The 13,025-nt window shown below is 68.4% G+C and carries 9 protein-coding genes; 4 read left to right on the forward strand and 5 right to left on the reverse strand.

Annotated features, from left to right (window positions below; all coding sequences use genetic code 11):
• The first annotated feature begins 334 nt into the window (after positions 1-334).
• Positions 335-2,086 (forward strand): Gldg family protein, encoded by a 1,752-nt coding sequence (locus tag PLE19_18360; GenBank protein ID HPD16915.1) that lies wholly within the window; start codon positions 335-337, stop codon positions 2,084-2,086.
• 189 nt (positions 2,087-2,275) lie between these two features.
• Here the strand turns inward: PLE19_18360 and PLE19_18365 are convergent, their stop codons facing one another.
• Entirely contained in the window at positions 2,276-2,857 is a 582-nt protein-coding gene (locus PLE19_18365) for a hypothetical protein (protein ID HPD16916.1), read from the reverse strand.
• 7 nt (positions 2,858-2,864) lie between these two features.
• Positions 2,865-3,524 carry a DUF1080 domain-containing protein gene (locus PLE19_18370; protein HPD16917.1) on the reverse strand — a complete coding sequence of 220 codons (660 nt, stop codon included), beginning with the start codon at positions 3,522-3,524 and terminating at the stop codon, positions 2,865-2,867.
• 535 nt (positions 3,525-4,059) lie between these two features.
• Here PLE19_18370 and PLE19_18375 point away from each other — a divergent pair.
• Positions 4,060-5,202 (forward strand): hypothetical protein, encoded by a 1,143-nt coding sequence (locus PLE19_18375; protein ID HPD16918.1) that lies wholly within the window; start codon positions 4,060-4,062, stop codon positions 5,200-5,202.
• Between the two features lie 985 nt (positions 5,203-6,187).
• Here PLE19_18375 and PLE19_18380 read toward each other — a convergent pair.
• Positions 6,188-7,165 carry a tyrosine-type recombinase/integrase gene (locus PLE19_18380; protein ID HPD16919.1) on the reverse strand — a complete coding sequence of 326 codons (978 nt, stop codon included), beginning with the start codon at positions 7,163-7,165 and terminating at the stop codon, positions 6,188-6,190.
• Positions 7,166-7,415: 250 nt separating this feature from the next.
• Here PLE19_18380 and PLE19_18385 point away from each other — a divergent pair, with 250 nt between their 5' ends.
• Positions 7,416-8,792, forward strand: a complete 1,377-nt coding sequence (locus tag PLE19_18385; GenBank protein ID HPD16920.1) for a polysaccharide lyase 11 — start codon at positions 7,416-7,418, stop codon at positions 8,790-8,792.
• Positions 8,792-9,763: a DUF1593 domain-containing protein gene (locus tag PLE19_18390; GenBank protein ID HPD16921.1), complete on the forward strand. Its 972-nt coding sequence runs from the start codon at positions 8,792-8,794 to the stop codon at positions 9,761-9,763. Before PLE19_18385 ends, PLE19_18390 begins: the two co-directional genes overlap by 1 nt.
• 13 nt (positions 9,764-9,776) lie before the next feature.
• On the opposite strand, the gene PLE19_18395 is transcribed toward PLE19_18390, so the two are convergent.
• Both PLE19_18395 and PLE19_18400 read right to left on the reverse strand, forming a co-directional pair.
• The gene (locus PLE19_18395) at positions 9,777-11,471 is read right to left on the reverse strand and encodes an arylsulfatase (GenBank protein HPD16922.1); all 1,695 of its coding nucleotides are present in this window, start codon (positions 11,469-11,471) and stop codon (positions 9,777-9,779) included.
• Positions 11,472-11,480: 9 nt separating this feature from the next.
• Entirely contained in the window at positions 11,481-13,019 is a 1,539-nt protein-coding gene (locus PLE19_18400) for an arylsulfatase (protein ID HPD16923.1), read from the reverse strand.
• Positions 13,020-13,025: the final 6 nt, after the last annotated feature.

Genomic DNA, 13,025 nt, shown 5'->3' on the forward strand with positions numbered 1-13,025 from the left:
AAATACATCATACCACGTGGGCTCTCGGCGTCTTCCATTTTGGCGAAAGTCGAGCCTAGTTTGAGCAAGTATGGCCGTGGGGCGGTCCGGGGCCGCTCCTGCCCCTCTGCATCGCGCTCGCTCTCACAGGGTGATACAGGTGAGGAACGGGCACTGCCTGGATGCCTCCGCGGCGGGGGACCATGACTGGGAGCCGTGCGCCCGAAGATGTCGTAGCCTTGACTTCGCGTGTGCCGGCAACTAGAATTCCAGGGGGGCCAGGCCCGGCGAGCCGTGGCCGCCCGTCGTGGGAAAGCATGGTGAGTTAGTCCCCGCTGAAGAGGAGATGTGTGGCATGGCCAAGGACACAGCGACAGCCAGCCGCGGCGGCTCGCCGTCGGTGTTCCTCTACCCCGTCATCGGCCTCTTGGCCGTGGGCAACGTGGTGTTCGCGCTCCTGTGGCTGCTCAACCCGATCGCCAGCGGCCCCTCGGGCGAGCGCAGCGGCCGCCGCGTGGAGGTGCACACCGGCCGCCGCGTGCTGCGCGTGGGCGAGGGCGTGAGCGCCGGCGAGCCGAACGCCGGCTTCGAGAGCCGCCTGCCGGGCGAAGAATTCGAGGAGCTGACCAAGCGCCTCTCGCGCCTCGCTCAGGTGTCGCGCGGCGAGCAGGCCGACGAGTTCTTCAGGTCCGACGCCGGCAAGGCGGCCAAGCCGGCGCTCGTCCTCACCTTCCCACGCCGCGGCGTCGGCACCGAACGGCTGGAGGTCTACGCGGCCGACACGCGCCGCAAAGCCTGCTACTGCCGCCTCGGCAGCACGGGCGAGGCCCTGGCCGTGAACCTCGATGAGTACCAGAAGATCGCGGCCGAGCTCTCCGCGCTCGCGGGCGGCGCAGCGGGGGGCCTCACGCCCCCCTACTTCATGCCCATCGGCGAGCCCCTGCGGGCCAAGCTGGCCAAGCTCGAGGCGCCCCTCGGCGTCACCACCGTCTCGTCCGACCCCCGCCAATATCTCCTCCAGATGCTCAGCAACCCGCTCCTCGGCGGCGCCGGCCTCCAGATGCAGCAGCCCGACGCGGGCACCGTGCTGCTGGCCCTGCGCCTGCCCGACGATCAGGCGATGACGCGCGCCCTGGCCGAGGCCATGGCCCGCGCCTCCGACAAGGTGAAGGCGCAGCACTTCGACTTCGCCACCCAGGCCGAGGCGGTGCGCGAATTCGCCCGCTCGCTCCAGCGTCCCGTGAGCGAGGTCGAGGACGCGCTGGTGCTCCAGTACGCCGGCCGCGTGCGCATCCTGCGGGGCGCGGAACTCCTGGGCCGCGACGACACCGCCGGCCCCCTCGTCGCCCCCGTCGCGCGCTTCGAGGGCGAAAAGGTCCTCGTCCAGGCCCTCGACGGTCTCCTCACCGACCGCGGCCTCCTCTACTTCGCCGAAGGCCACGGCGAGCGGCGCATCGCCGACCGCCGCAACGAGGGCCTCAACCAGGTGGTCGAGCAACTGAACTCCAGCGGCTTCCGCACCGGCCCCCTCGACCTTTCCAGCGCAAAGGCCGTCCCCGCCGACTGCCAGGTGCTCGTCCTCGCCGGCCCCAAGAAACCCTATCCCGCCGAGCTCGAGAAGGCCCTCGCCGCCTACCTCGACGGCGGCGGCCGCCTGGCGCTCATGCTCGACCCGCCCGACGGCGCCGTGCCGCTGGCCGACGTCCTCAAGCGCTTCGGCGTCACGGTGCCCGACCCCAAGAAGGTGCTCGAGGTGCCCGGCCGCCTCACCCCCCCCGTGGCGATCGAGATGGAACTGAACACCAAGCTCGACTTCGCGCAACGCTGGACGCGCGAGCCGCTCGTCTGCTACACGGCGACGGAACTGGCCGTGACGCCGCCCGCCGAGGACGCGTCGTTCGAGGTCTTCCGCCTCGCCCGGCCCGCCGAGAGCGGCGAGGGCGCCAAGCCCCCCTGCCTCATCGCCGCCATCCGCCCCAAGGCCGGCGCCAAAGGCCCCAAACTTCTCGTCTTCAGCGACGTAGATGCGTTCAGCAACCAGCTTGTCCGCCAGGTCGCGGGCAACGTCGAACTCCTCACCAGCGCCCTCACCTGGCTGGCCGAGTAGCGGGCTGAACTGCGGGGGGGAGCGCCCATCTTCGCAAGAAGGGCATCCTCCCCCGTGCATCCGCCCTCCCGAGAACTCCTCCACGGGTCTGGACCATTCGAGCCGCTCGAACGCTACAGACCCGCCACGAGAGTCCTTAGAAGGGGATGTGGGGGGAACTTCCCGCGAGGAAGCTCCTCCCACATCTCTTCATCGCTCTCCGACTTTCGCGGCGTCTGCCTCGTGGGCGTCGCGTATCACGAATGACAGCCTGGCCAGAAAGGCGGCGCGGCGCGCGGCCCGAGCCGCGAGAGCCGGGTCGCGCGCGAGGTCGCGCAGGTACGCCTCGAAGCCCCGCTCGAATTGGGCCTGGAAGGGGATGATGTTGAGCCGCGCAACGCCGTCGCCCTCGATGCTCAGCATCCACTTGCCCCGGTCGTCCACCACGCGAATCCCCGAGGCGCGTTCGCCCTCGTGGAACAGGCCCCCACGAAAAGCCTCGTGCAGCAGCTCAGCGCACGAGCCGAGACTCCGCCCGGGCCGCCCCGCGAGGGCCACCCCGGGATTCACGCCGCCCAGCTCGGGCAGATACCGGCGGCAGAAGGCATCGAAGCTGCCCCGCGAAACCGTGCGAGCTGCGCTGCCCGCGAAGTAGCCGGCCAGCGACCCGATCGCCAGGCACAGAGCCTCGGCCGCCGACGCGAACGCATGCACCGCGATCAACGTGCAGGCGGCCTCGTTGTGGCGGGCGGCCAGCGCCCGGACCTCTGCGCTCAATTCCCCGTGGGCCACTGCCGCCTCACTTCTTCAGAGGCTCCAGGTAGATCTTCCGGGCCTCCCATTGCCCGCCCTCGCTCTGGATGCAGATGCGCCCGCTCGTGTCGCTGCACTCGTGCGCCTCGTTCATCAGCTTGCCGTTCACGTACGGCAGCACCGTGTCGCCGTCGCACACGATCTCGTACACGTTCCACTCGCCGGCGGGCTTCTCATTGTGAGCGCCCAGCTTGGCCAGGCGGCGCCCGTTCACCCGCTCGCCCCCCGCCTTGTGCTCCCTGAACTCGAAGCCGCCGATCACCCAGAAGTCGCCCTGGTTCTGGAACGCGCCCTGGCACTCCAGGCTGCGCGGCCACACGACGTCCTTCCCGCTCATGTGCACCAGCACCCCGCTGTTGCCCGGCTTGAGGAACCGCCACTCCATCACAAACTTGTAGTTCCTGTAGGCCTTCTCCGTCCGCATGTAGCCCGCGGGCCGGCCCGAGCACTTCACCACCCCGTCCTCTGCCGTGAACGTCTTCTCCGGCTCATCGCCCGCGATGAGCACCCAGCCCGTGAGGTCCTTGCCGTTGAACAGCTCGATGCGCTCCTTCGGCTCGATGGCCTCCTCGGCATCGGCGGCCCAAGCCACGGCCCCCAATCCACAGGCCAGCCCCACCACAGCCACCCATGCTGCGTGCCTCATCTCGCATCGCTCCTTTCTGGCGCACTCCCCGTCCCCAGCCAGTATAGGGGGCGCCCCCGGCCAGAGTCAACACACCACCGCCCCGCTGGATGCGGACCGAAATCGTAGGCGGTTTCCGTTGCGTAAATCCCCGGAATAGGTAGCCGCGAGCGTCTCGCTTGCGGCTACCTTCATCCGTTCGACAGGCGAGACGCTTATTGCTATGGACATCCACAACAGAAACTGCCCGCAGAAATGGCCCACACCACCGTCCCGCACCCCCGTGTGCGGTCTGGCGCCGCAGCGCCCCAGCAGGTCCAGGCAATCGGTCGGACGGTCAACCGCGCCTCAGGGTTGGGCATCTGATGCAAGTATCTCGAATTAGTCGTAACCTATGTATTTAAAGCACCTTATGCCATTTCTCTGCTCGTAAACCGCGCAGCAACTACATTCATAAGCAATGTACATACAAGTACTTGACATGTTAGAACGCTTTGACTACAATACTGAGTTATTGCATATACCTAAGAAGGTTCACGCGCCAATGGCAACAGAGATGGCTCTTCCTGTTGTCGCGCCCGCTCTCGACCTCCTTCAGGCCCTCGGCTGGTACGCGCGCGAAGTGGTCGGGGTCGAGCGCCTCTTCGGCCACGTGACGGTCAAGCGCCGACGCAACCTCGCGCGGCCGATCCGGCGCCGGAGAAGCGCCTTTCGCGACCCCGTGCTCTGCTACCAGTTCCTGGCCATGGCCTGGCTCGGGGCCACGCGCCTCTCGCAGATCGAGCCGTGCCTCGAGCGTCGCGACGATCTGGCCCGCGCCCTCGGCCTGCCGCGGTTCTGCGACCACACCACCGCGCACAACTTCCTCAACGCCTTCCACGTCACACACCTGCGCCAGCTCGACGAAGCGAATGCGCGCCTCCTGCGCGAGCACGGCAGCGCGCTCGCACAGCGCGCGCCGATCCTCGACCTCGATGCGGCCGAGCGACGCGTGCGGCGAGCGCGCCACCGCGGCACCCGCACATACCGGTGGGCCGTGGCATTCTCCGCCGGCGAAGCCCTCGCGCAAAGCCTGCAACGCGACCCCGCCGACTGGCTGCCCGTCGTGCACGAAGCGCTCTCGCAGGCCCAGCGCCTGCTTTCCGCCAAGCCGCGTCTCGTGCGGCTCCACGGCCCGTGCGTGTCGGAGGCCGTGCTTCGCGAACTCGCGCGGCAGCGCCTCCCATACCTGGCCACAGGACCGTGGGCTTTCGTTCGCGCCGTGCACCCGCCAGCGGCGGCGAGCGCCCGGTGGACCGCCATCGGCAACGGGGCTCGCGCGCTGGACCTCGGCGCCGCCCTCGCGCCGTACCGCGCGCGCCACTGGGCTCGCGCCATCCTCATCGAGCGCCACGCCGACTGTGCAGAGGCCCGACCCGAACGGACCGGGATCGTGACCACTCGTCTCCATGATCCAACACCCACGATCGCCTGTTTATCGGCCTCTGCCAGCCGTATACGGCCATTCTTCGGACACCCACGTTGGCCCCTCGACGACGGCAAGCTGCCCTCGGGCGACCCGCGCGGCACCGCGGCGTTCCTTCGCCTCGCGACGATCGCGATGAACGTCCTCCGCCTCTTCGCGCGACACCTCGGCGGCGAATGCACTGCTGCACGCCTGCACGAGCGCCTGCGTGCCATTGGCTGGCGAGGAGCCTGAGCGCGCCAGCGTGCGCGACGACGGCGCGCGGCGCTTGACGCATGAGCAAGAGCCACGAGGGGCGCCCGCGCTGGCCGGCTCAGGCGCGCGCCGCGCGGCAGCATGAGCGCGTGGATGGTAGTTCCCCAGGCTGCGCCAGGATGCTCCTTACTCCGGCATTGGGGCCGAGAGGCCGGACGCGCGGCCGGAACCCTTCTCATCCGAAGGAGACCTCGCCAACCGGCAGAGCGGATGCTGCACGGGGCATGCAAGCAGACGATGCAGCGCGGCTGAGCACAGGCGCAGGCAGTGGAACCGGGACGTCCGTCGTGAGGGCCTTCGCGGACACCGCCCCGCGTGGCGCGTCGCTCGAGGCGCGAGCACGGCGGAAGGCGAGGGCTGCGCGGGGACAGCGTGTGGCGCCTCGCGGGCGGACCGGGCCGCCACGCTCGCGCGCGACAGACACGCAGTGCCGAGAGCCGGCGCTCGCGCCCCCGAGCGGCATTGAGCCGCGCACGAGGGAGCGGAGAGAACCTCAAGGCGGGGGTGAGCGAAGCATGGCCCCGACAGGGCCTCGAGGGCGCTCGACCTAGGTGGCGCCGGGCGTATTGCGCCCCGCGACGCGCGCGCCTGAAGGCGCGACGACATGGTGTGCAACCGAGGGGCTGGGAATCCCGGCGTGCCCGGGAGCGAGAGAGGGGCCCCTAGGATTGTCGCCACGACGCTGGCACCGTGCCATGGAATAGCCAGATCGAGGGTGCTCTCATCAGGAGGCAGACACAATGCGCAATGCAAATGACTATATTGTCGTAAGATACGCATGGAAGCATAGAGCATGCATTATTAGTAAGTGGCACAAAAGGATAATATGAAAGCACATAGGCATGGTACGAGTACAAATGAACACCGCAAGGCTTTGTGAATCGGCAATATGACGCGTCACTAAATCAAGATAAGTAACATAAGGGTCAAGTGGGGAAAAGGCGATGAAGAAGGGGGCCGCGGATCACAACGACCGGCGATGATGGGTCATCAGCTCCCGCTTGACGGTGGCATCGGTGACGTCGGCATAGCGGAGGGTGGTCTGCATGTTGCGGTGGCCGAGGAGCTTCCTGACGACACCGAGGCTGATGCCCTCGTTGAGAAGCCGGGTGGCGAAACTGTGGCGAAGGGCGTGGATGCCGGCGTGCACTCCTGCCTTGGCGCAGTAGCGGAGCCAGGCGTGGTGGGCGGTGCGGTAGTGAACGGGGCGGCTGGTGCCGCGTCGGGCGGGGTCTCCGCGGAAGAGCGCGCCCGAGGCGATGCGGTTCTCCCGCAGGTAACGACGAAGGAGTTGGAGGCTCTCGGGGGCGGCGTAGAGCATCACGGTGCGGGTGCGGCCGCCCTTGCCGCGGACGACGATCTGCTCGTCGTCGGGCGTGAGGACGAGGTCCTCGAAATAGACGCCCAGGGCTTCGGACACGCGGAGTCCTGTCTCGGCGATCAAAGTGAAGAGCAGGCGATCGCGGAGGTTCTGCTTGGGAATGGCGTCGAGGACCTTGCGGATGGTGCGGGACTCCAGCGGGCGGGGGTGGTATTCGGGAAGCTTGACGCGGTCGAGCTTCTGCATGGGGTTGGCGGGAATGAGGTCGTGTTTGTAGCACCAGGTGAGGAAGGCGTTGGCGGATGCCTGAGCCCGGGCGCGGGTGGCGGGCGACTTGCCGGCGAGGGAGGTGAAGTAGAGGCGCAGGCGCGCAGGGCCGAGGGCGTGGAGGCCCTCGGGGGCGAACTCGATGAGGCGGCGGAGGTCGCAGCGGTAGTTCACGAGGGTATGGCGAGCGCGGCCGGCGTTCTCGAGGTCGGTGAGGAACTCGTCGAGGAGGCGGCCGAGGGGGAGCGCGGGGGCCGGTTCGGGGGTTGAGTTGAATATAATCTCTGATCTGGGGGGGCGCGCGCGGCGCTCTAAGTGCTGTGGTTTCCGCTTGTCGGGCAGGTACGAGTCCATTATAAGAAGCATTATATGACACTGGGGCAGGTTGTCAATCCGATTTTGCCGCTGCGGGTGCGCGCTGCCCTTGACCCCCGCATCGCGGAATGGTAGGCTCCCCAGCAATGGTGGGCCCGCGCGCCCGGGTGCGGCGCTATTGGGCTCAAGGGTGTGGAGGAGTGACGCGGGCATGCGGCAGCGAGTCTCTCGCGTGTGGGCGGCCCTGGCTCTTGGATGGTCCACAGCCATCGTGTCCGGAGAACCCGCCGTGGCAGAGCAGCCCCTGAAGGTGGCGCTGGAAGTGTCGCTCGGTTCGCGGCTCGGGCAATGCCGTGCGGTGCCCGTGCAGCTTGGCCCAGGAAGCCGGCCCGCCTTTCTGGCGGCGTACTGCGCCGACGCGCACGTGGACCCCTGGAGCGAGATGTTCTTCTACCCTACCGACACGCTGAAGCTGGCGCTCATGAATGCCGACGGCCGGGTCCTCTGGCGGCTGGACCTCGGCAGGGGCGTGGTGCCGGGCATGTGGTTCTGCCCGCTCTTCGCCTTCGACCTCGATGGCGATGGCGTGGACGAGATCTACTTCGTCAACAACACGGACGCGGAGCATCCGCTCGGGCACCGGGGCCGTTGCCTGGAGCGCCTCGATGCCCGCACGGGCCAGAGCACGGGCCGCTGGCCCTGGCCCGCCAAGAACTCGGAACAGAGCCTGAGCCACGCCCACCGCAACTTCATCCTGGGCGGCCACGCCCGCGGCGAGGCCGTGCTCGTCACCGCGCAGGGCACTTACGAGAGCATGCACCTCCAGGCCTGGACGCGCGAGATGAAGCCTCGCTGGGAGCGCACCATCGCCGCCGATGCCCCCGGCGCGCGCGGCAGCCACATGTGCGCCATCAGCGACCTCGACGGCGACGGCGTTCAGGAAGTGATGTGGGGCGAGCGCTGCATCGAGCTGGACACGGGCAAGGAGCTGTTCTGCGCGGACCGTGACTCCTATCGCGGCCATTCGGACGTCGTGCAGCCCTTCACCGACCCGAGGACCGGGCAGTGGCTCGTCTACACCTGCCGCGAGAGCGACCCGAGGGCCCAGCCCCGCGTGGTCGTCTTCGACGCCAAGGGCGCCCGCGTGTGGGGCGACGTGGGGGAGGGGCACATGGACATGGGCTGGGTGGCCCGCCTCGGCGACAGCGGTGCGCCCGTAGCCATGGCCATCCGCATCGGCAGCAAGGGCGCCGGCCCGGGCGGCACCACCCGCACGGGCGTCCAGGAGTTCGTCTTCAACGCAGTGACCGGCGAGAAGCTCGACCTCGGCTTCAGCGTCTACCGCACGCTTCCGGTGGACCTCGACGGCGACAGCCTGCACGAGCTCGTGCGGGCGACGGACGGGGGCCTCGAGGTGATAGACCGAAAGGGGCACCGTCTCGCCACCCTCGGCGCAGGTGGCGAGGTGGCCATGGCCTGCAAGCTCCTCGACCTGCCCGGCGAGCACGTGCTCGTGGCCTACCCCGATGGCACGCTCCGCGTCTGGGCCGACCCGAGGGCGAAGGACAGCGCGGCCGCGCTCGCCCGGTTCCGACATCCGCTCTACCAGGCCAACCGCCGGCTCTTCGGCACAGGATACAACCTCAACGTCCTCGGAGGCCTGTGATGCTCCCGCCCGTTCTGCTCCTCGGCCTGGTAGCCTCGGCCGCTCCTGCCCAGCCGCCCGGGGGCGCGCTCGCGGGCCAACGCCCCCGCGTCGTCGTGTCGTCCGACATCGGCGGCTCGGACCCCGACGATTTCCAGTCCATGGTCCACCTGCTCCTCTACGCCGACGTGCTGGACATCGAGGGACTGGTGTCGTCTCCCCCCGGCAAAGGCCGCGCCGAGCACATCCTCGAGGTCATCGCCGCCTATGAAGAGGACTTCCCGAACCTCGTGAAGCACTCGGCCGGCTATCCGCGGCCCGAGGCGCTGCGGACGTTGACGAAGCAGGGCGCGACGGACCCCGCGCCGCCGGCAGGCTTCTCGGCGCCCACCGAGGGCTCGCGTTGGATCATCGAGCGCGCAAAGGCTCACGACCCCCAGGCGCGGCCCCTCTGGGTGCTCGTGTGGGGCTCGATCACCGACGTCGCCCAAGCCGTCCGCGACGACCCGGCCATCAAGAAGTCCATCCGCGTCCACTCCATCGGGTCGTGGAACACGGCGCAGGACCGCGCGTCGCGCGATTACCTCTTCCGCGAGCACCCCAACCTGTGGTGGATCGAGTCCGACACCACCTTCCGTGGGATGTACATGGGCGGGCCGCAGGAGGGCGACCTGGGCAACCGCTCGTTCGTCGAGCGGCACGTCCGGGGCCACGGAGCGTTGGGCGACTTGTACTTTCGCAAGAAGGCCGACATCAAGATGGGCGACACGCCCTCGGTGCTCTACCTCCTCCGCGGCAATCCCGACGAGCCGACGGCGGAGCATTGGGGTGGGGCCTTCGTGCGGCCCGAGCCCGACTCGCGGCCGACCTACTGGCACGACAACCCCGCTCCCGCCCTGGCGGACCAGGGCAAGCCGGGCGCGAAGACCGTGAACCGATGGCGCGGAGACTATCTGCGCGACTGGCAGCAGCGCATGGGCCGCGTGCGCTAAGGCGCGCGGTCCTTCATTGGCTTGGGCCCTTGTCCTTCGGCGGCGGCTCGGGCGGCGGGCCGGCCTGGATGCGGAAGCTGGCCTCCAGCTCGCGCCACGTGGCCTCCATCGCCTCCGCGCGCTCGGGGTGCCTGGGCACCAGGTTCACCATCTCGCAGCGGTCGGTCGAGAGGTCGAATAGTTCCCAGGCATCCTGGTCTTCGCGGGCGGAGACGAGCTTCCAGTTGCCCTCGATGAGCGCGCGGTTGCCCTCGTGATGGAAGAAGAGCCGCTCGCGCGTCACCGCGCCGTCGCGCGCGAAGGCCGGCACGAGGCTCTTGCCCGGCAGCGGCGGCGCGTTTTGAGTCTCGCCTTCAGGCAGTCTTATGTTTGAAGTGCCGCCTTCAGGGGGTCTCGCCAGCTCCAGCAGCGTCGGTACGAAGTCAATCACATGGCACTGGTCGTGCCGCAACTCGCCCCGGGCCTTGATGCCCTTGGGCCAATGGACGATCCAAGGCGTGGCAATGCCGCCCTCGTGCACCCAGATCTTGTGGCGGCGGAAGGGCGCGTTGGAGGCGCTCGCCCAGCCCGGGCCGAGGCACAGGTACGACGCGCCCGAGCCGGGCGGGGCCTGGGCATCGTGCCGGTCGCCGCGGATCAGGATCGTCGCGTCCGCGCCGTTGTCGGAGAGGAAGAAGATCACCGTGTCGTCGAGCGCGCCCATCGCGCGCACCTGCTCGATCACGCGGCCGATGTTGCGGTCCATGCGATCCACCATCGCCGCGTGAATGGCCATCTTGGTGGCCTGGAACTGCCGCTGCTCCTCGGTGAGGTCCTTCCACGGGAGCGGGTGCTCCTCCTCGCCGGGGCCGAGGGAGTCGAGGAACTCCTTCTTGAAGTAGCGGGGGGTGAAGGCGGTCTCGAGCGGCGAGAGGGCGCAGTTGACGATGCCCATCTCGCGGAGTCGCTTCCAGCGCGCCTCGCGGACGGCGTCCCAGCCCGCCAGGTAGCGCTCGCGGTAGCGGGCGATGTCATCCTGGAAGGCGTGAAGCGGAAAGTGGGGGACCGTGAAGGCCAGGTAGCCGAAGAAGGGCTTGTCGGCGTGGTTCGCGGCGTGGTCCTTGAGGCAGCGGACCATGTGGTCGGCCATGTAGTCGGCAGTGTAGTAGCCGCTGTCGGGCTGGACGGGCGGGAGGGGCTGGTCGTCTTCCTGGTGGGTGCGGGGATAGAAGTGGCGGTCGTGGTCGTCGAGCTTGTAGGAGCGGTCGAAGCCGGCATCGGCGCAAGGCTTGGGTGCGCCCATCACGTGCCACTTGCCGCTGTGGTAGCAGCGATAGCCTGCGGGCTTGAGATAGTGGGGCAAGAGGCGCGCCCACTCCGGCAGACGGCCGCGCGGCGGGTCCATCCGAACCTGTTGCGCATAGTAGCCGGTCAGGATGCACGAGCGGGTGGGCCAGCAGCGGGCCGTCGAGTAGCCGTGCGTGAACCGCACGCCGCCTGCGGCCAGCTTGTCGAGATTGGGCGTCTCGATTTCGCCGCCGTAGCAGCCGATATCCGAGAAGCCCATATCGTCGGCGAGGATGATCAAGACATTCGGCGGCTTGGTTGTGGGCGGCGTGTCCTCACGCCGCGAAGGTTCTGCTGCCATCGCACCGGTTCTCCTGATCATTGCCAGGCCGGCTAGCCCGGCCATCTTCACCACATCGCGGCGGGTGAACGTTCCACTCATTGTCAACTCCTACCCCTCTTGTTTCCTCTCCTTCCCAGCCGGCGGCCCCCAGGGCTTGTCGGGGATGGGTTTGCCGAGGGGGATGTAGCGGTCCTTGAGAACGAGGTCTCGGTCAATAACCTCGCCTTCCTGGATGTCCGCATGGGCTTCCTCGGCGTAGCCCTTGAGGCGGGCGAGGATGTCGGGGTGCTTGGCGGCGAGGTCGGTGGTTTCGGCGAGGTCGGTGGCGAGGTCGTAGAGCTCCCACACGCCCTTGGGGCCGCGGGTGCGAACAGCTTTCCAAGTGCCCTCGCGGACGGCGATGTGAAGTCCGTCTTCCCAGTAGAGGTACTTGTGCTGGCGTTGGGCGGGTTCCGCGTGCAAGTATGCACGCCCTACCGCCGAATCGCCGACAAGCTCAGGGAGGATGGACAGGCCGTCCGTGTCGGCTGGGCAGGCAGCGCCGGTCAGTTCCGCCAGGGCGGGCATGATGTCGGGGAAGTAGCCGAGATGGTCACTAACGCGGCCGGGCTTGATCTTGCCGGGCCAGCGGACGATGTAGGGAACGCGGAGGCCGCCCTCGTAGAGGCGGCCCTTGCCGCCGCGGAAGGCCCGCTTCCCAGTGGCAGGGTCCACGTTGGGGCCGTGGAGGCCGTCGGGGCACGCCGCCTTGTCGGCGAAGTACTCGAAGCCGCCATTGTCGCCGGAGAAGAAGACGATAGTGTCGTCGTCCAGCCCGAGCTCCTTGAGCATCGCCAGGATTTCGCCGACCTGACGGTCCACGAGGTTGACCATCGCGGCGTAGACCTTGGCGTCGCGGGGCCAGGGCTTGTCGCGGTAGGGCGCAAGGGAGGGGTCGTCGTCGGGGAAGCCGTACTGGCCGTGGGGCGGGGTGTAGGGGAGGTAGAGGAAGAAGGGGCGGCCCTTGTTCGCGCGCAGGAACTTCTTGGCCTCGTCGTGGATGACGTACTGGCTGAAGGTCTTGCCCTCGAGGTAGCTGCCGGGGTTGCCTTCGAGCGGCACCTCCTGGCTGTTGCGGATGAGGTAGGAGGGGAAGAAGGTGTGGGCGTGCACCTGGTCATAGTAGCCGAAGAAGACGTCGAAGCCGTGGGTCTCGGGCACGCCGGAGGTGCCGCGGGCGCCGCAGCCCCACTTGCCGAAGCCGCCGGTGGCGTAGCCGGCTTTCTGGAGCATCGAGGCGATGGTCTCCTCGCCGGCGCGGAGCGGCTCCCAGCCGGCGTTGGTGCGGACCGAGGTGTGGCCCGTGTGCTTTCCGGTCATGAGCGTGGCGCGGGTGGGGGCGCACACGGAGGCGCCTGCGAGAAGCTGTGTGAAGCGGATGCCCTCGGACGCCAGGCGGTCAATGTGGGGTGTGCGCAGTTCCTTGTGGCCCATGCACGACAGCTCGAAGTAGCCCAACTCATCGCTGACGATATAGACGATGTTGGGCTTGCGGGGCCTGGGCGCGGGTTCGGCGGCGAGGGCGTCGAGAGGGCCGCCTGAAGGCGGCACTGCGAACGGGGCTACGAGCGCGGCTTTCGAAAACTCGCGGCGGGTGAGCAAGGCCATTGGGTG

This window comes from Planctomycetota bacterium (genome assembly GCA_035384565.1).
Classification (GTDB): Bacteria; Planctomycetota; PUPC01; order DSUN01; family DSUN01; genus DAOOIT01.